Source organism: Paenibacillus sp. GL_099_B (assembly GCF_057835695.1).
Map to the genome: position 1 here is coordinate 169,856 of NZ_CM174430.1, position 18,374 is coordinate 188,229.

General features: G+C 46.3%; 15 protein-coding genes and 1 tRNA gene. 14 read left to right on the forward strand and 2 right to left on the reverse strand.

Annotated elements, in window-relative coordinates:
• Positions 1–35: 35 nt before the first annotated feature.
• The 11 genes from AC3ITG_RS00835 (at position 36) to AC3ITG_RS00885 (ending at position 13,270) form a co-directional block, all read left to right on the forward strand.
• Positions 36–1,790: a hypothetical protein gene (locus AC3ITG_RS00835; RefSeq protein ID WP_489252523.1), complete on the forward strand. Its 1,755-nt coding sequence runs from the start codon at positions 36–38 to the stop codon at positions 1,788–1,790.
• Positions 1,791–1,983: 193 nt separating this feature from the next.
• The gene (locus tag AC3ITG_RS00840; protein ID WP_489252524.1) at positions 1,984–3,717 is read left to right on the forward strand and encodes a tetratricopeptide repeat protein; all 1,734 of its coding nucleotides are present in this window, start codon (positions 1,984–1,986) and stop codon (positions 3,715–3,717) included.
• Positions 3,718–3,887: 170 nt separating this feature from the next.
• On the forward strand, positions 3,888–4,847 hold the full coding sequence (trxB, locus tag AC3ITG_RS00845) for a thioredoxin-disulfide reductase (RefSeq protein WP_413374448.1): 960 nt from the start codon (positions 3,888–3,890) through the stop codon (positions 4,845–4,847).
• 160 nt (positions 4,848–5,007) lie between these two features.
• Positions 5,008–6,039, forward strand: a complete 1,032-nt coding sequence (locus AC3ITG_RS00850) for an AI-2E family transporter (protein ID WP_413374449.1) — start codon at positions 5,008–5,010, stop codon at positions 6,037–6,039.
• 492 nt (positions 6,040–6,531) lie between these two features.
• On the forward strand, positions 6,532–7,482 hold the full coding sequence (locus tag AC3ITG_RS00855; RefSeq protein ID WP_489252525.1) for an ROK family glucokinase: 951 nt from the start codon (positions 6,532–6,534) through the stop codon (positions 7,480–7,482).
• Between the two features lie 51 nt (positions 7,483–7,533).
• On the forward strand, positions 7,534–8,433 hold the full coding sequence (gene rapZ, locus AC3ITG_RS00860) for an RNase adapter RapZ (protein ID WP_053782949.1): 900 nt from the start codon (positions 7,534–7,536) through the stop codon (positions 8,431–8,433).
• A 13-nt stretch (positions 8,434–8,446) separates the two neighbouring features.
• Positions 8,447–9,433, forward strand: a complete 987-nt coding sequence (locus AC3ITG_RS00865; protein ID WP_063566496.1) for a gluconeogenesis factor YvcK family protein — start codon at positions 8,447–8,449, stop codon at positions 9,431–9,433.
• A 6-nt stretch (positions 9,434–9,439) separates the two neighbouring features.
• Positions 9,440–10,378 carry a DNA-binding protein WhiA gene (whiA, locus tag AC3ITG_RS00870; protein WP_413374454.1) on the forward strand — a complete coding sequence of 313 codons (939 nt, stop codon included), beginning with the start codon at positions 9,440–9,442 and terminating at the stop codon, positions 10,376–10,378.
• Between the two features lie 256 nt (positions 10,379–10,634).
• Complete coding sequence (locus AC3ITG_RS00875; RefSeq protein ID WP_017691248.1) at positions 10,635–10,904, forward strand: HPr family phosphocarrier protein; 270 nt, start codon at positions 10,635–10,637, stop codon at positions 10,902–10,904.
• Positions 10,905–11,051: 147 nt separating this feature from the next.
• On the forward strand, positions 11,052–11,807 hold the full coding sequence (locus tag AC3ITG_RS00880) for an SIMPL domain-containing protein (RefSeq protein ID WP_413374455.1): 756 nt from the start codon (positions 11,052–11,054) through the stop codon (positions 11,805–11,807).
• 365 nt (positions 11,808–12,172) lie between these two features.
• Positions 12,173–13,270 carry a PdaC/SigV domain-containing protein gene (locus AC3ITG_RS00885; protein ID WP_489252526.1) on the forward strand — a complete coding sequence of 366 codons (1,098 nt, stop codon included), beginning with the start codon at positions 12,173–12,175 and terminating at the stop codon, positions 13,268–13,270.
• A gap of 285 nt (positions 13,271–13,555) precedes the next feature.
• Here AC3ITG_RS00885 and clpP read toward each other — a convergent pair whose 3' ends face one another.
• Together clpP and AC3ITG_RS00895 are read right to left on the reverse strand one after the other, a co-directional pair.
• The gene (gene clpP, locus AC3ITG_RS00890) at positions 13,556–14,152 is read right to left on the reverse strand and encodes an ATP-dependent Clp endopeptidase proteolytic subunit ClpP (protein WP_064641202.1); all 597 of its coding nucleotides are present in this window, start codon (positions 14,150–14,152) and stop codon (positions 13,556–13,558) included.
• Positions 14,153–14,331: 179 nt separating this feature from the next.
• Positions 14,332–14,406, reverse strand: a tRNA-Arg gene (locus tag AC3ITG_RS00895).
• A 483-nt stretch (positions 14,407–14,889) separates the two neighbouring features.
• Between AC3ITG_RS00895 and AC3ITG_RS00900 the strand changes: the two genes are divergently transcribed.
• The 3 genes from AC3ITG_RS00900 to AC3ITG_RS00910 all read left to right on the forward strand — a co-directional run bounded on the left by AC3ITG_RS00900 (position 14,890) and on the right by AC3ITG_RS00910 (position 18,362).
• Positions 14,890–15,915, forward strand: a complete 1,026-nt coding sequence (locus AC3ITG_RS00900; protein WP_413374457.1) for a sugar-binding transcriptional regulator — start codon at positions 14,890–14,892, stop codon at positions 15,913–15,915.
• 108 nt (positions 15,916–16,023) lie between these two features.
• Positions 16,024–17,031, forward strand: coding sequence for a type I glyceraldehyde-3-phosphate dehydrogenase (gene gap / locus AC3ITG_RS00905; protein ID WP_024629503.1), 1,008 nt, complete (start codon positions 16,024–16,026; stop codon positions 17,029–17,031).
• Positions 17,032–17,180: 149 nt separating this feature from the next.
• On the forward strand, positions 17,181–18,362 hold the full coding sequence (locus AC3ITG_RS00910; protein WP_489252527.1) for a phosphoglycerate kinase: 1,182 nt from the start codon (positions 17,181–17,183) through the stop codon (positions 18,360–18,362).
• The last annotated feature ends 12 nt before the right edge of the window (positions 18,363–18,374 follow it).

The window sequence follows — 18,374 nt, forward strand, 5'->3', positions numbered from 1 at the left end:
TTCCGCACATCGGCATTTGTTTGGAGGGACTAGACATGTACAGACAACTGGTGGAAAGCAATGACAGAGCAGTGCAACAAGGGATATCCCGGCAAGTGCTTGATCCGGACAGCCGCTATTTTGGAGGAACGATTGATCCCTCTACAGGTATCGCTTGGGTCAACCATACGACCGGAACACCTACAGACATGTGTTACTGGGGAGCAGCACTCGCCAATCCGGATTCGATCTATTATCGGGATGAAGATCTGTTAAATCGTCTTCAGCTTGCATCGGAGTACGCACTCCGTAATCAGCATGGAGACGGCTCTATCTCCCCCGGTTGGACCAATTCCCATTCTCCGCCGGATACCGCATTTCTTGTCGTGGGATATGCCCAGTTATATCAACTTCTTCAGCAGCAGGACTGGGAGCCATTGCAACCTGTACTGGACAATATGCGCCTGTTTCTGGAACGAACTGTTCCAGTCTTGCTGACTGGAGGCTGTCATACGCCGAATCATCGCTGGGTGCTATGCGCGGCGCTCGGTTTCCTGCATCAATTGTTTGACCTGGAGGAAGCTGTGCAGCGTGCAGAGCAGTGGCTGGCTGAAGGTATGGATATTACGCCTGATGGGGAGTGGACTGAACGAAGCAACGGAATCTACAACGCGGTTAGCAACATCATGCTGATTCACGCGGCACGCCTGTTGAACCGCCCTGAATTGCTGGACCCGGTGAGACTCAATCTTCGCATGATGGTGTATCTGGTACATCCAACAGGTGAGGTTGTTACGGATTACTCAGGGCGCCAGGATCTGGGGAGCGTACATGATTTATCACCGTATTACTTGCCGTATGCCATTATGGCCCGGTTGGACGATGATCCGATCTTTGCCGGCATGGCGGATTGGGCTGGAGAAATGTTAACAGATCCCGGCGTCTGCTCGGTCAATGCGCTCGTCCGGCTGCTGCTGGAGCCTGAGCTTCAGCAACAGGCAGGTAAGACACGCGAACAGCTGCCTGAGCTGTACGAGATCATACTGAACGAACGATTTGTGCGGGAGGACTATTTACAGCGAATGGATTCGGCAGGTCATCATGGACACATCTCACACAGCCGGTTGCATACGGACTTCGGCGCACCTGTAGCACGTATTCGTTCCGGTAATACAAGTGCGACTGTAATGACGGAGGTGCCTTCATTCTTTGCCCTTCGTCATGGTGCCGTACGTCTACTGGCCGTTCAGTTGGCCTCCTATTTTAATCCAGGATATGTGCCGATGCAGTACATGTCTCGATTGCCAGCAGGTTACCTTCTAACGGGCGAACAGAAGAAAGGCTATTACGGTCCGATCCCGGATAGTCAACTGCCTGAGACGGCGGGAACAGCTATCAGTCCGTGGTATATGTTGCCCCATCAGAGTCGAGATCTCACCCATGAACAGACGTTCCTTGTACAGACGGAAGTATTACGAACGGAAAATGGCTGGACCCTGAAACTGGCGGGAGAGCAGCCGGAGCAGCTTATGGTGCAGCTTTCTTTCGTGTTCGGAAGCGAGGGCGAGCTTTCCCATGGGGAATTGCTTGAGACAGGTGAAGGCCATTATCTGTGGAAGAGCGGCACGTTGCGTTATTCCTGTGGAGATGACTGGATTGAGCTGACCGGAGGCGAGGTAGGGCATTTGGCAGCAACCGTACGTGAGGCAAAGCTGCCTAATAAGTGTAAGGTTGTACTGGTTAACTTTATGACCCCTTTCCACAAGACAGTTCATATCTCTCTTTCGCCATCCATGGCGTTAAAGCTGTAATTCTGATGAATCTCTCTATAAGGAAGAGTACATGAAGCAAAAAGATGACATTTCATTCGAAAGGGATGAGGGGGTGTCATCTTTTTTGCGCATTTTTGGCATAAACGACATGAAACTACATATTGAGAAGTGGGCCTTAAGATGTGGTATACTGGAGAGTATGAATGAAAGCAAAGAGGAGGTGCCTTGGAAGATGAAGGGCAAGCTACTGCGGGCTGAGGGACACCTTGCCAATGTAATACCGATTCACTTGGATGCTTCTTTCTTTTTTGAGAGAGCTGTCCGCTCGCTGGACCGTAATCACGTCGACAAGGCATTAAAATATTTTCGTAAAGCTGTTGAATATGAGCCGGAAAATCCGGTGAATCATTGTAATATGGCGGGTATATTATCAGAGAAGGGGGATTACGAGGCTTCCAATACCGTTCTTGCGCATGTGCTCGACGTGGTAGATCCGTCCATGACGGAATGTTATTTCTACATGGCGAACAATTATGCGAATATGGATCGGTTTGAAGAAGCTGAGCAAGCGCTTGTTACGTATTTGGAGGAGGATACCCAAGGTCAGTTTATGACGGAAGCCGAAGAGATGATGGAGCTTCTGTACTACGAGCTGGATCGACCAGCCAAACTGAACCGGATCAAATCACGTAAGGGTGTCGTTGAACACGATCAGGCGCGGGAATTGTTGGAACAAGGGAAGTTTGCACAGGCGGCTGAGCTGCTGGAAGACATGTCACCCGATTATCCTGATTATTTGGCTGCTCGCAACAACTTGGCGCTTGCCTATTATTATATGGGGCTGTTTCCCAAAGCGAAAGAGACGATTGCCGAGGTACTGGAGCAGGAGCCAGGTAATTTGCATGCACTGTGTAATCTGGCGATTTTCCACCAGAACGAGAATCGAGCCGACCAAGTGCTGCTTCTGATCAAAAAATTGCGTGTCATCGTGCCTTTCCAGCACGAACAGGTCTACAAACTGGCTACCACGATGGGTATCCTGGGACAACATGATACGGCTTATGTACATTTCCGTCGGCTGTTGAAGGATGAAGAAACCGCTGCGGATCCGGCTCTTGCACATTATGCAGCAGTTGCAGCTTATAATACCGATCGTTACGATTCCGCTGAACGTCTGTGGCGTCATGTGGGCAAGCTGGATCCGGGTTCGGAAGTATCCCGGTACTATCTGTCCGGTCTTGAGGCTGTGAGACAGGGAGAAAAAGATCCGGAGAAACTAAGTTATCACTATCATCTGCCATTTGACGAGCAATTCAGACAATGGGAGAACTATGGCAACGGCATACCTAAAGAGATGAAAAATGATCCCTTGATCCGATCCTCTTTCTTCTGGGCGTTGCGACATGGGGATCGGGCAACCAAGCTCCAGGTCATTCATGCTCTTGGCATGATTGGTGATTATGAGGTACAACAGGCCCTGCAATCCTTTATCCAGGAACCTGGTGAAGATCAGGAACTGGTGGAAGCCGCTCGTTCTGTATTAAACGGTCTTGATTCAGAAGGAGCTAAGCAGGATGATTCTCCTGTTCTACGACCGTTAACTGCGTTGAGCAAACGCACTATTCCGAAAATCGAGTCGATGACGGAACAAACGGAAACGAAACCTTCATCGCATTGGCAGGCGGTCGTGGACCGTGCGTTACAGATGTCTGAAGCCAAAGCCGAATTGCAGCAAGAAATGGAGCGGCTGTGGACCGACTATGTATCTCGTGTACACCCGGAGGTGCCTGGCACGAAGCAAATTGAAGGCTTGGCTGCAGGATTGGAATATCTGGCGGCAAAAATTAATAGTCGTCCGGTTACCTACCAAAGCATAGCCGACCGGTACGGCATATCAGCTGCCACAGTCAGCAAATATGCACGGCAAATCAATAAAGTGTGCAATTCCAACCCACCGGTCCAGTAAATGTTCCTTGAAATTCTCGCTTTGGGATAGACTTCATTGCGTGAAGGATACATAGGCCTGGAAAACGGGTAAACTTAACGAATAGGTCTCGACATGCCTGTAGAATATCATCATAGCAAGTTATTCGCCACTCAACACACTCTCAACCTTATTAAGGAGGCTGTATCTATATGTCTAAATACAGAACGATTGTGATCGGAACCGGACCTGCGGGTCTGACAGCAGCGATATATCTGGCTCGTGCTAATCTAAACCCACTGGTTATCGAAGGTCTTCAGCCGGGTGGTCAATTGACGACGACAACGGAAGTTGAGAATTTCCCTGGTTTTCCGCAAGGCATTATGGGTCCGGAACTGATGGACAATATGCGCAAGCAAGCGGAGCGTTTTGGAGCAGAGTTCAAAAATGGTTGGGTGGAAGAAGTGGATTTCAGCAAACCGCCCTTCAAGGTTAAAGTTGGAGGTATCGGTGATTTGGAAGCCGAATCGATCATTATCTCTACTGGTGCATCGGCCCGTTATCTCGGTATTCCGGGAGAGCAGGAGAATGTGGGACGTGGGGTTAGTACATGTGCCACATGTGACGGATTCTTTTTCCGTGGTAAAAAGATCGTTGTTGTCGGCGGTGGAGACTCCGCGATGGAGGAAGCCAGCTTCCTGACCCGTTTTGCAACAGACGTTACCTTGGTTCACCGCCGGGACGAATTACGTGCATCGAAAATTATGCAGGATCGGGCTCGCAGCAACGAGAAGGTGAAATGGGCTTTGAACCGCACACCGCTCGAAGTTGTGCCTGAGGCTCTGGGCGTTAAAGGGCTCAAGGTACGTAATAACGAGACCGGACAGGAAGAATTGCTTGAAGCGGATGGCGTATTCATTGCAATTGGACATACACCGAATACGGGGTTCCTGGGCAACCAGATTACTTTGGATGAACATGGTTATGTTGTCGTTAAACCGGGTACAACCGAGACCAACATTCCGGGTGTGTTCGCCTGCGGTGATGTTCAGGATACGAAGTATCGTCAAGCCATTACAGCAGCAGGTTCAGGGTGTATGGCCGCAATGGACTGCGAGAAATTCCTTGAAGGCAGTATTGTGCATGACTGGAGCGAAACACTGGATAAGTAAGCATGAAAAGGGTATGGTTTGGCATAAATTAAGTAGAAGAGACAACGGGAAGTCTCATGATGTGAGAAGCCGGAAGGCTTCTCTTTTTTTGAAACCAAATTGGGCATGAGATCGTATACATAATGGGCATATTAGCTGTGAGGTGAAGACTTTGGGGGAAATGATAAAAGATTGGTTAAAGAATGCAACAGTACGGCGATTTCTCATTCTGCTGTTGTTTTGTTTGGTGCTTTTCAGCATGGGGAGTATGCTGCACATGATTTTGCTGTTATTCCTGGTGACGTATGTCATGAACAGGTTGCAGCATTTTATCACAGAGAAGTTGAATCGTTTATTTCCGGTTAACTATAAAGTCGTAGTCATTCTGCTCTATCTTATCGTTATTGCAGCCATTGTACTGGGCATTTCAAGGTATTCACCACGAATTGTGGATCAGGTCGTTCAGTTAACGAATGAGATCATGAAATTTCTTGATACCGCAGACGGGGATAATTTTGCTTCCAAAATTGCAGGTTATCTTCAATCGTTCGATATCAAAAACTATACCAACGATGCATTGAAGTATATTTTTGCGTTAAGCAAATGGTTGGAGTTCATTCTGTTGGTCATCATCCTGAGTCTGTTCTTCTTGTTGCAGAAGCGGGAGATTTCCAAGTTTACCTCCAAGTTCAAAACAAGCAAGATCGGCTGGTTCTATAATGAAGTGGCCTATCTCGGAGATAAGTTTGTATCTTCTTTTGGTAAAGTAATCGAGGCACAATTGATGATTGCTGTGTTTAATACAGCTTTGACGATTCTGGGATTATGGATACTTGGTTTCCCGTACTTGTTCGCCTTGACCATTCTGGTGTTCATGCTGAGTTTGGTACCCGTTGCGGGGGTTATCATCTCACTAGTTCCGCTGTGTCTGATCGGTTATCAACTGGGAGGATTACAGCTCAGCGTGATCGTGATCATTATGATCATCATTATTCATGCGCTGGAGACGTACTTCCTGAATCCGAAGCTGATGGCGCACAAAACCAAATTACCGATGTTCTACACGTTTATCGTACTGATTCTGTCTCAACATTTCCTGGGGATCTGGGGGCTTATCATTGGTATTCCGATCTTTGTCTTCCTGCTCGATATTCTGGACGTCAACAAGATGGAAAAAACGGAAGAGCCCGTACGTGTGGAAACGAAGCTGTGACCAGTAGCTGAATAGCTGCTGAAGGATAGGTTTAGGTAATGTTCATAAAAGTAGAGAAACGCCTCCTGTTATGGGAAGGCGTTTTTTGCGCCGTTAGAGCTGAGGATAGCAACAACTGAACCACGGGTGAGAAGCTCCACGTCCTTGTTCTGGTCTATAAGATATTTCCATCTTACCGAACTGTCTGAGACGTGATTAGTAAGGATTGTCATGAAATTCAGGTGACAATTGTCATCTTTTACGCATGGAACGAGTGGATATGCAATATCATGAGTTGAGGCTTCCTCCTCTATGGAGGAAGGAATGAAGCCTGCGTTTTTGATAGAGACAAATGAGGTTGTATACGTATTCAAAAATAGCCTGTGATGTTGTTCACAATAGCGGGGAAGCTAATCACAGCAAAGGTCTTATCGTCTTGACCCAGGCGTATCCTTCAATTATAGTTGGTACGTAGGATTAAACTATTATAGATAGATAAAGGTGGCTTGTAGCATGTCTGAGAAAATCTACGTTGGGGTCGATCTCGGCGGAACAGCAATCAAGGTCGGTATATGTGATGAACACGGTCAGCTTATGCATACGTATGAAGGACCGACTGAAGTGGATAAGGGCGTTGACACGGTCATTGCCAACATCGAGAAGTATGTCCGTCATATCGTTGCCGAATCACCTTACAGCTGGGAACAGCTTGAAGGTGTGGGAGCAGGAGTGGCTGGGTTCACCAATGTACGCGAGGGAATTATCGTTCTTGCCCCTAACATTGGATTTCGGAATGTAGCCATTCGTTCGATTTTGGAAGAACGTCTGGGCAAGCCAGTCAAAATAGATAACGATGCAAACGTGGCTGCACTGGGTGAAGCTTGGGCAGGTGCTGGCAAGGGCGTTGACAACTGTGTATGTTATACGCTTGGTACAGGCGTTGGTGGCGGACTGATCTTGAACGGCAAGATCTATCAAGGATTCTCCGGTATGGCTGGTGAGCTTGGTCATGTCAGTGTTGTTCCTGATCTGGAAGCCATTCAGTGCGGATGCGGCAAAATGGGATGCGTGGAAACTGTATCTTCAGCAACCGGAATTATTCGTATGGCCAAAGACGCTGTAGAGCGTGGAGATAATACATCACTGGCACTCGTGGACAAGATTGCAGCTAAAGAAGTATTTGATGCAGCTAAAACGGGCGATGAAGTTGCTCTTCGTATCGTCAATCGTGCAGCGTTCTATCTGGGCAAATCAATGGCGGCTGTAGCGGCTGTGATTAACCCTGAGATGTTCATTATCGGTGGCGGTGTATCCAAAGCGGGTAATATTTTGTTTGATGAAGTACGGACTGTATTTGCAAAACTGACACCTGAACCGCTGCAAGAAGGGGTTAATATTCTTGAAGCAACGCTTGGCAATAATGCAGGGATTGTTGGCGCGGCTGGTCTTCTCTTGCGTTCCTAGTAACCTCGTAACAGTATAATCCGACAGCAATATGATAAGGAGGGGACATTTATGCTTGAAGGTGAAGTTTCACCGGGCACAGGCGCCACGCTCATTATCATTACGGGCATGTCCGGAGCAGGCAAGACGATTGCAGTACAAAGCCTGGAGGATCTTGGTTTCTTCTGTGTGGATAATCTTCCACCGGTATTGATTCCAAAATTTGCGGAGTTGATTGAGCAATCGAACGGCAAAATTGGCAAGGTCGCACTGGTTATCGACCTTCGCGGTCGTGAGTTCTTTACGGCTTTGTCCGAGTCACTGAACTATATTAAAGATCATTTTACCATTCATTGTGAAATATTATTCCTGGACGCGACAGACTCTGTATTAGTCCAGCGCTATAAGGAGAGCAGGCGCAGACATCCACTGGCTCCTGAGGGCATGCCGCTGGACGGCATCCGGCTGGAACGTAAGATGCTGGAGGAACTCAAAAATTCCGCTACTCAGGTACTGAATACCAGTACGATGAAGCCTGCTCAACTGAAAGAGCGCATCATATCCCGCTTTTCTCATCTGGAAAGCCATATGCTGTCGGTAAATATTACGTCGTTTGGGTTCAAATACGGTATTCCTATCGATGCGGATCTGGTGTTTGATGTTCGTTTCTTGCCCAATCCGCATTATATTGAACATTTACGTCCGAATACGGGACAGAATAGTGATGTATATGAATATGTTATGAAATGGCCGGAGACGCAGGCGTTTCTGACCAAACTGCTGGATATGCTGCATTTTCTGATTCCGCAATACCGGAAGGAAGGCAAAAGCCAGGTTATTATTGGAATCGGCTGTACCGGAGGCAAGCATCGTTCGGTAGCAATATCGGAATATTTGGGCAAAATGTTGGGAAGCAGCGAAACTGAGGCTGTCACCGTGAGCCATCGCGACGCCGACCGGGACCGTCATTGAAGAGGGTGAAGGGATGAAAGAAGCCGGACCACGAAGAGAACGTCCGAGAATTGTAGTCATGGGCGGCGGAACCGGATTATCCGTGATGCTGCGCGGTTTGAAGGAAAAGCCGCTGGACATCACGGCCATCGTGACGGTGGCGGATGACGGAGGAAGTTCGGGCATCCTGCGTAATGAGTTGCAAATGCCGCCTCCGGGCGACATTCGTAACGTACTTACGGCGCTGGCTGATGTAGAACCGTTGTTGTCGGATATGCTGAATTATCGCTTCAATACAGGCGCGGGGCTTGCAGGCCACAGCCTGGGTAACTTAATTTTGGCTGCAATGACGGATATATCGGGCGACTTCGTGACCGCTGTGCGGGAACTTAGCCGCGTGTTTGCCGTTCGGGGTGAGGTATTGCCCGCAGCCGGGCAGGCCGTTATACTGCATGCAGAGATGGAGGATGGATCGATTGTTACGGGCGAGTCCAAGATCCCTGAAGCTGGCTTACGGATCAAACGCGTTTTCCTTGAACCGGATCACGTGGAGCCGTTGCCAGAGGCTGTTGAGGCTATTCGTCAGGCAGACGCCATCCTGATTGGGCCAGGTAGTCTCTACACGAGCATTCTGCCCAATCTGCTTGTACCTAAGCTGGCTGAAGCTGTCGTTGAAGCTGACGCAGTAAAAATGTTTATTTGTAATGTGATGACACAGCCGGGAGAGACGGATAATTACACGGTGAGTGACCACCTCAAGGCGGTACATGAACATGTAGGACAACAAATTTTCGACTATGTCATTGTAAATAATGGTGATATTCCGCTGCAGGTGCAGAATAAGTATGCGGAAAAAGGAGCTAAACCAGTTGTGCTGGATATGAATGTGCTGAAGAGTGCCGGCTATCAAGTGGTTGCGGATACGTTGGTCCTATTCCGGACTTATCTGCGTCATGATGCCGACAAGCTGAGCCATCACATCTATCAACTTGTACAAAATTGGATGTTACGGAAGAGGTGAAGTCCCATGTCGTTTGCAGCACAGACCAAAAAAGAACTAACGATGATCGAAAGCGAACCGTGCTGCGAAAAGGCGGAACTTTCAGCCCTCATCCGTATGCTTGGTGCGGTGCAGTTATCGAATAAAAAAGTCATCTTGGATATTTCGACGGAGAATGCCGCCATTGCAAGACGGGCATACTCTCTGCTTAAAAAGCATTTTCAAGTGCATACGGAATTGCTTGTCCGCAAAAAAATGCGGCTGAAAAAGAACAATGTATATATTGTTCGGATTCCAACCATGGTACAGGAGATTTTAAAAGATCTGTACATTGTTTCCGAAGGATTTCTGTTTACTCCCGGGATCAGTGAAGAACTGTTCAATAATAACTGCTGTAAACGTGCTTATCTTCGGGGAGCATTTATGGCAGGAGGCTCAGTCAACAATCCCGAAGGTTCATCCTACCACCTGGAGATTGCGTCCATGTATGAGGAGCACTGTCAGGCCCTGGTGGACCTGGCGAATGAATTTCATCTCAATGCCCGTTGTATAGAACGCAAAAAAGGATTCATCCTATACATTAAGGAAGGCGAGAAAATCATTGAGCTGCTCAGTATCATTGGTGCACATCAGGCCCTTTTCAAGTTCGAGGATGTGCGTATCATGCGAGATATGCGTAATTCCGTCAACCGAATCGTCAATTGTGAGACGGCGAACCTTAACAAAACGATTGGAGCAGCCGTCAGACAGATCGATAACATCAGACTGTTGCAAAAGGAAGTTGGTCTGGAGTCGTTGCCCGAAAAGCTTCGTGAAGTGGCTGAAGTCAGACTCGCCCATCCGGATATCAACTTGAAGGAAGTAGGCGAACTGCTTAAGGGTACAGTCAGCAAGTCCGGGGTGAATCACCGGCTCCGCAAGATTGATGAGCTGGCAGAGAAGGTTCGTACCGAGCGTTACGGTTAAATTAAGAGTAGGGTAGCCTGGAAAGCTGATTGTTTTTGATTTTCGCCAAAAGGTCAGTATAAAGTCAGCCCATAAGGATCTTGGAGAGCTGCTCAGGTGTAATGAGGTGATGTAAAAAGGCTAAAATGGGTAATAATAATGACATCCCAATCACCCTGAGTTTTTTCTTCTATGTCCTGCTCTGGTTATATGGTATAATGTTATAAATATAATTGTGTATTTAATGTCCAGATTTCATAATAGGGGGTAAGTTTCCATGACAAAGCACCCGGTAGTTGTCCGTTTGAAAACGGGTCTCCATGCCAGACCTGCGGCACTGTTCGTTCAAGAAGCGAATAAGTACTCATCTGAAGTGTTCGTCGAGAAGGACGACAAAAAAGTAAATGCAAAAAGTATCATGGGGATCATGAGCCTTGCAATCAGTACTGGTACGGAAATCCAGATTAGTGCAGAGGGCGCGGACGCCGAACAGGCTGTAAACGCTTTAGTTAGTCTGGTAAGCAAGGAAGAGCTTGAGAACCAATAAGATATGATTTGAACCCAATGAAGAAGTCCCGAAAGGGGCTTTTTTGCGTTTTATGACTGTCAAGTGCAACATTATGGAATTAAGCCCGTCTGTTAGGTATCAAATCGATTTGAGTTTGAGATGTTAAAACTTAAGGAGGCTAACGTGATGGGTAAATTATGGATGAAACCGCTGGGCGCGGTGATGGTCGCAGGTACATTGCTAGTTGGAGGTACTGCGTGGGTTGCACCTAGTAATTATGCGTATGCTGCTGAGGTACAGGGGGTACAGCAAAACGTGATTAACGTTGTGGGTACAGGTGAGATTCAGGTGAAGCCCGACATCGCCTATCTTTCCATTGGAGTGAACAGTACGGCAGATACCGCAGCCTCTGCTCAAAAAGCGAATGCAGCGAAAATTCAAAAGGTTAGCAATCTGCTGAAAAGTACGTGGAAAATCAGTGCGGATGATATTCAAACCAGCCAGTTCTACGTACAGCCTAACTACACGTATAGTGAAAAAGACGGACAGAAGATCAAAGGGTACACAGCTCATCACACATTGACTGTAACTTACCGGGAGATGGACAAGATTGGTGAACTCCTGGATGCTGCATCCCAAGCTGGTGCCAACAATATTGAGAATGTACGTTTTACGGTAGAGAAACCGGAGAACTTTGAAGCTCAAGTGATTGAGAAAGCTGTTGCCAATGCTGATGTGAAAGCTGGAGCTATTGCAAAAGCGGTTAAACGTCAACTGGGCGCTGTTCTTTCTGTGAGCCAAGGTGACGCCAATGTACCTGTGTTCTATGCAAGTGAGGCTCTGATGTCCAAATCGTCAGCTGATTCTGCTGGTAGCACAGAAATTGAAACAGGACAGGTTAAAGTGAGCACAACGCTGAATATTACTTATGAAATGAAATAAGTGAAATAAATAATAGCCGGATGTCCGTTAAAGATATGCTTGAGCGGGCAAAAGGCAATAATGACAAAGACGTTGTCCGATGGACAGCGTCTTTTTTGTTATAAAGGCGGACTTTGATGAAGTTTGAAAAGAAGAGATGAAATATGACGAAATAAATTGCTGCTTTTTGGTATCTTTTTTGTCCATTTGTTCGTAACAAAACCTTCATTATAGGCATCTGGATCGAACAACATTGTAACTGGAGCTGTAAACCTTTCCGGAATTGGGTTAATTATAATAAAGAGGTGAGCGTATGAGGCATACGATCAAATCAGGATACATACGCAATGACACTCAAATTTGAATTCGAGAGAGGAGTTTTATATATGACATCATGGAAAAAATGGACTAGTGCACTACTGGCGGCAGGAATTATTGTGGGGAGCGGGGCTGTATGGCAGGATAGTTCTGTACAGGCAGCTTCAGTATCCACGAAAGTGACAACACCTACTGAGGTAACTCTGAAATCGGGAGGCAAAACTCTTACTCAAAAAGGACTCCTTCAAGGTGGCTCCACTTGGGTATCGCTTACCGCAGTGAAAGATGTTGCAGGTGGAAGTTTGAAATATGATGCTAAGGCTAAGGAATACTCCTTATCCGCAGCTAATAATACGATGACCATCAGCCTGATTGATGGGGCACCGAGTGTTAGAATTAATAACTACTATCCACAAGTGGAAGCGAAGCTGATCAATGGCCGATTGTATATTCCGTTTTCTGCAATGAGAGATTATTTGGGTGTTCAGGGCAACTGGGATGGCAAAGCCAAGACACTGACGCTGAGCAAAGTGAAGCAGAATAGCGTGACAGTCAAAGCGGCAACAGTGAAAGTCAGCATCAAGAACGCTGAAGTCGATATTCAATATCCTCAGGTGAGCGGACTGGCTAACGATAAAGCAGAAACAGCTATCAACAAGGTGCTGAAAGATGAAGTCGATGCTTTTGTAGCAGATTTCAAAAAACAAACCAAGGAATTTGGTGACGCAGCAGCGAACCGTCCATATGCATTTGAGAGTTCTTATGTTGTAACATACAACGAAAATGGTGTGCTTGGGCTCGTTACGCAAAGTTATCAGGACTATGCAGGCGCACATGGCATGACGTTCCGTGCAGGTCATACCTTTGCTCTGGACTCCGGTAAGGAATTGAGTCTGGATGATGTAATTCAAAATAACAAAACCGTGCGTGAGACAGTGAGCAAAAAAGTGGGAGATCAGCTTAAAGCTCGTGGTGGTTACCTTGAAGGCTATAAAGGTCTGAATAAAGATCAGGATTTCTATGTAACACCAACAGGTGTAGTTGTATTCTTCCAGTTGTATGAGTACACAGCTTATGCGGAGGGTTTCCCAGAATTCCCGTTCACATACAAAGAATTACTTCCTAAAGGCACAGAGCCGTTCAGTGGCTTAACAACAAACAAGTAAAGTATTAGAATTTCATTTCGTTAAAATGTTGGCTAATAGCGTATGCTCGGTTCGTAAATGTACCTTTAGTATTAGTATTAGTGTTGGGCTTATTGCTAGCGTAACGCTATGAGAGTTAAAGGGAATCGATTAAATATTTATCATGCACTTTTAAATTATCTTCAAAAAAAGGACGCCCTCGTCATATTGACGAGAGCGTCCTTTTTTCATATAGCCAACTCAACTGGGCGATGCCGTTTGAGTTGGCTATATGGTATATCCGTTTAATTGGCGATTCGCCTCGGCTTAGATGCCTTGGGAACCTACGTTTTCGATAACTTTATCGATGATACCGTAATCAGCAGCTTCAGCAGCACTCATAAAGTAGTCACGATCGGTATCTTTCTCGATACGCTCCAGCGGTTGGCCTGAGCGCTCAGCGATGATGCGGTTCAAAGTATCACGCATTTTCAGGATGCGGCGGGCACGAATTTCGATGTCCGAAGCTTGACCTTGCGCACCACCAAGTGGTTGGTGAATCATGATTTCGCTGTTAGGCAATGCAAAACGTTTACCTTTGGCACCTGCGTTCAACAGGAATGCACCCATCGAAGCCGCCATACCTACACAGATGGTAGATACATCCGGTTTGATGAATTGCATTGTATCGAAAATCGCCATACCGGCTGTAATGGATCCGCCTGGGCTATTGATGTATAAGTGAATGTCTTTCTCCGGATCTTCCGCAGCTAGGAACAACATCTGTGCCATGATGGCATTCGCCACAACGTCATTTACATCACTGCCAAGGAAGATGATACGATCCTTCAGCAATCTGGAATAGATGTCATAGGCGCGCTCACCGCGGTTGCTCTGTTCAACGACCATTGGAATATAACTCACGTGAAAAACCTCCTCGGAAATGTAAATGTTAAATTGGTGTTCATATATAAACTGTTACCGTATTACCCACATCATAAACAATTTCAAACAAAAAGTCAAAGAAAGTCAAACTAAGTTTGAAAAAAAAGAAACCTATTCGGTTTCATTGGTTAAAAGGGTTATGAGCTACTAATTAAGAATGGCGCGCCCGCCAAGAATCGAACTTGGATCTCAGGCTTCGGAGGCCTACGTCATATCCATTGGACCACGGGCGCACATTGATTATTGCTGCAAACATAGTTGCATAAAAGCAGTTTTGAAATAGAAGTTTCAAATATGTGACAGCAATAATGATTATAGCTCATGAGTAATTTAATTGCAAGCTGATGTTCGCTGTTTTGGTTTGGATTACCCTGAAATTGATCATGATGAAAATAAGTGGATAAAGAGCGCAAATAGGTAAATGCTAAAAGAGGTTTTGGACATGCCATATGAAAAACAATAGCAAGCAATATGTAGATGATAATTTTACTTTTCTTCTATATATGGTATCGAACAGGTTGTTCTCGATCATAGTAAATTGACATTGTGAAAATAGGCGCGTACAAACGCCTGAAACGTGTCGAATTAACGCTTCGAAACACTTGCATGTCGCGTCAGTTTTAGGTAGAATAGACGTGGGACTTAAAAAGTTATCCCGGGACGTTTTGGGGCCATGAAAGAAAGCTTGGAACGAGAAGCTTGCGGGAGTGGAAAGCATGCGAACGATTTTAGAAGTGCAAAAGCAGCTTCTGCCTGATCTCATGGATGTCTTGAAGAAGAGGTATACGATTCTGCGCCAGATCATGTTATCGGATGTGATCGGACGAAGAACGTTAGCTAATTCCATGCAGATGACCGAGCGGGTTCTGAGGGCTGAGACTGATTTGTTAAAGGCTCAGGGACTTATTGAAATTGACAGTGCAGGCATGAAGATCAGTGAGGCAGGGCATGAATTGCTGCAGCAGTTGGAACCCGTCGCCAAAGAGCTGTTTGGATTGTCCGAATTGGAAGAGCGCATCAAGCAAGCCTACGGTCTGCAAAAGGTGGTTGTGGTTCCTGGCGATTCGGACATTTCTCCATTTGCCAAACGGGAACTGGGCAGAGCCGGAGCGAAGGCTCTGGGTAATATTATGAGTGATAACGATGTTGTCGCCGTTACTGGCGGTTCAACAACGGCTGAAGTAGCAGAGCAACTGACTCCGCCAACAGTGCTGAAAGGTGTCTGGTTTGTACCGGCACGCGGTGGGCTGGGAGAAAGCCTCGAAATTCAGGCCAATACGATTGCATCCACGATGGCAAAACGGGTAGGAGCCCAATACAAACTCCTGCATGTACCGGATTTGCTTAGTGATCACGCCTACGAATCACTAATCCAGGACCCAAGTGTTCAGGAGATTCTGCAGCTGATCCGAAAATCGCGGATCGTCATTCACGGAATCGGTGATGCCGTAGAGATGGCACGGCGCCGTAAACTTGCGACAGAGATCATAGATGAACTCCAGGAGCAAGGGGCCGTATCTGAATCCTTCGGTTATTACTTTAATGATCAGGGTGAGGTGGTACATACCATGCTTACGCTGGGCATGCGACTCCAGGATATTGAACGAACCGATGTCGTGATTGGGATTGCAGGTGGCAAAAGCAAAGCTGCTGCCATACATTCTGTCCTACGATTTGGTCAGGAAGATATTCTGATTATTGATGAGGCTGCTGCTGAAGTCATCGTCGCCGAAATGGAATAAGGTTTTATTTTGCACCACAACTATTGTTGTCTTGACGGACCTCACCGTCTGTCTTGAATATATAAGCTTCATAAAAAAAATTAATCAAAACTTGGGAGGAACTTACTCATGATTAAAGTAGGTATTAACGGTTTTGGACGTATTGGTCGTTTGGCATTCCGCCGTATTCAAAATGTAGAGGGCATTGAAGTTGTAGCAATCAACGACTTGACTGATGCTAAAATGCTGGCTCATTTGCTCAAATATGATACAACTCAAGGTCGCTTCGATGGCGATGTTGAAGTACACGATGGCTTCTTCAAAGTGAACGGCAAAGAAGTTAAAGTATTGGCTAACCGTAACCCAGAAGAACTTCCTTGGGGTGACCTGGGCGTAGATATCGTTCTGGAATGTACTGGTTTCTTCACAACTAAAGAAGCAGCTGAGAAACACTTGAAAGGTGGAGCTAAGAAAGTTGTTATCTCCGCACCAGCTACTGGCGACATGAAAACCATCGTTTACAACGTAAACCATGAAATCCTCGACGGTACTGAAACTGTAATCTCCGGCGCATCTTGCACAACAAACTGCCTGGCACCTATGGCAAAAACACTGCAAGACAAATTCGGAATCGTTCAAGGTTTGATGACTACAATTCACGCTTACACTGGCGACCAAAACACATTGGATGCTCCACACCCTAAAGGTGACTTCCGTCGTGCTCGCGCAGCAGCTGAAAACATCATCCCTAACACAACGGGTGCTGCTAAAGCAATCGGTCTGGTTATTCCAGAACTGCAAGGCATCCTCGACGGTGCAGCTCAACGTGTGCCAGTAGCTACTGGTTCCCTGACTGAGCTCGTAACTGTTTTGAACAAAAAAGTAACTGCTGAAGAAGTTAACGCAGCTATGAAAGAAGCTTCCGATCCACAAACTTTCGGATACACTGAAGACGAAATCGTATCTTCCGATATCCAAGGTATCACTTTCGGTTCCCTGTTTGATGCAACTCAAACTAAAGTTCTGACTGTTGGCGACCAACAATTGGTTAAAACTGTAGCTTGGTATGACAATGAAATGTCCTACACTGCTCAACTGGTTCGCACTTTGGAGCACTTTGCAAAAATGATTAAGTAATATCTGCAATAACATAGAGCGGAAACAGATGCTATTGTTTCCGCTCTTTATATATCAACATTTTGCAAATTTCTCAAAAACACCAGGATTGACAAGGGATTTCAGCTCTTGATTGGTCCAACAAATACATGGGTGCGGAGGAAATACAGATGAACAAAAAAAGTGTACGTGATATCGAATTGACAGGAAAACGGGTGTTTGTCCGTGTAGATTTTAATGTGCCGCTCGAAGATGGTAAAATTACAGATGACAAACGTATTCGTGCAACACTTCCTACGATCAACTACTTGATCGAAAAAGGCGCTAAAGTTATTTTGGCAAGTCACATGGGTCGTCCAAAAGGCGAAGTTGTTGAATCCATGCGTTTGACTCCAGCTGCTGAGCGTTTGTCTGAATTGCTCGGTAAAAAAGTCGTTAAAGCGGATGATTCCGTTGGCGGAAAAGTAAAAGCTCAAATCGCTGAACTGAACAATGGCGACGTATTGTTGCTTGAGAACGTTCGTTTCCACGCAGGCGAAGAGAAAAACGATCCGGAACTCGCAAAACAATTTGCTGAACTGGCTGACGTATTCGTTAACGATGCATTCGGCGCAGCTCACAGAGCACACGCTTCGACAGAAGGTATCGCTCACCTGTTGCCAGCAGTATCCGGTCTGTTGATGGAGAAAGAACTTGAAGTGTTGGGCAAAGCAATCTCCAACCCTGAGCGTCCTTTCACAGCAATCATCGGTGGTTCCAAAGTTAAGGACAAAATTGATGTAATCGACAACCTGCTGAACATTGCAGACAACGTAATCATCGGTGGCGGTCTGACTTACACGTTCTTCAAAGCACAAGGACATGAAATTGGACAATCTCTGCTGGATGATTCCAAGTTGGATGTTGCTCTCGGTTTCATTGAAAAAGCGAAAAAATTGGGCAAAAACTTCTACCTGCCGGTAGATATCGTTGTATCTGATGATTTCAGTGCAAATGCAAACACAAAAATTGTTGACATCGACGGCATTCCTGCAGATTGGGAAGGCATCGACATCGGTCCTAAAACACGTGAAATCTACGCTGATGTTATTAAGAACTCCAAACTCGTTGTATGGAACGGGCCAATGGGCGTATTCGAAATTGAACCATTCTCCCATGGTACTCGTGCAGTAGCGGAAGCTTGCGCAGAGACAGAAGCATACACCGTAATTGGTGGTGGTGACTCCGCAGCAGCAGCTGAGAAGTTTAAATTGGCTGATAAAATGAACCACATCTCCACAGGTGGCGGCGCATCACTAGAGTTCATGGAAGGCAAAGTGCTTCCAGGCGTAGTTGCATTGAACGACAAGTAAGCTTTAAGCTAA

What these genes read in the sequence shown, in the direction of transcription:
- whiA (WP_413374454.1), top strand. Translation starts at nt 9,440, where the DNA reads ATGTCGTTTGCAGCACAGACCAAAAAAGAACTAACGATGATCGAAAGC.
- AC3ITG_RS00885 (WP_489252526.1), top strand. Translation starts at nt 12,173, where the DNA reads ATGACATCATGGAAAAAATGGACTAGTGCACTACTGGCGGCAGGAATT.
- AC3ITG_RS00880 (WP_413374455.1), top strand. Translation starts at nt 11,052, where the DNA reads ATGGGTAAATTATGGATGAAACCGCTGGGCGCGGTGATGGTCGCAGGT.
- AC3ITG_RS00840 (WP_489252524.1), top strand. Translation starts at nt 1,984, where the DNA reads ATGAAGGGCAAGCTACTGCGGGCTGAGGGACACCTTGCCAATGTAATA.
- AC3ITG_RS00855 (WP_489252525.1), top strand. Translation starts at nt 6,532, where the DNA reads ATGTCTGAGAAAATCTACGTTGGGGTCGATCTCGGCGGAACAGCAATC.
- gap (WP_024629503.1), top strand. Translation starts at nt 16,024, where the DNA reads ATGATTAAAGTAGGTATTAACGGTTTTGGACGTATTGGTCGTTTGGCA.
- AC3ITG_RS00850 (WP_413374449.1), top strand. Translation starts at nt 5,008, where the DNA reads ATGATAAAAGATTGGTTAAAGAATGCAACAGTACGGCGATTTCTCATT.
- AC3ITG_RS00865 (WP_063566496.1), top strand. Translation starts at nt 8,447, where the DNA reads ATGAAAGAAGCCGGACCACGAAGAGAACGTCCGAGAATTGTAGTCATG.
- trxB (WP_413374448.1), top strand. Translation starts at nt 3,888, where the DNA reads ATGTCTAAATACAGAACGATTGTGATCGGAACCGGACCTGCGGGTCTG.
- AC3ITG_RS00910 (WP_489252527.1), top strand. Translation starts at nt 17,181, where the DNA reads ATGAACAAAAAAAGTGTACGTGATATCGAATTGACAGGAAAACGGGTG.
- AC3ITG_RS00875 (WP_017691248.1), top strand. Translation starts at nt 10,635, where the DNA reads ATGACAAAGCACCCGGTAGTTGTCCGTTTGAAAACGGGTCTCCATGCC.
- AC3ITG_RS00835 (WP_489252523.1), top strand. Translation starts at nt 36, where the DNA reads ATGTACAGACAACTGGTGGAAAGCAATGACAGAGCAGTGCAACAAGGG.
- AC3ITG_RS00900 (WP_413374457.1), top strand. Translation starts at nt 14,890, where the DNA reads ATGCGAACGATTTTAGAAGTGCAAAAGCAGCTTCTGCCTGATCTCATG.
- rapZ (WP_053782949.1), top strand. Translation starts at nt 7,534, where the DNA reads ATGCTTGAAGGTGAAGTTTCACCGGGCACAGGCGCCACGCTCATTATC.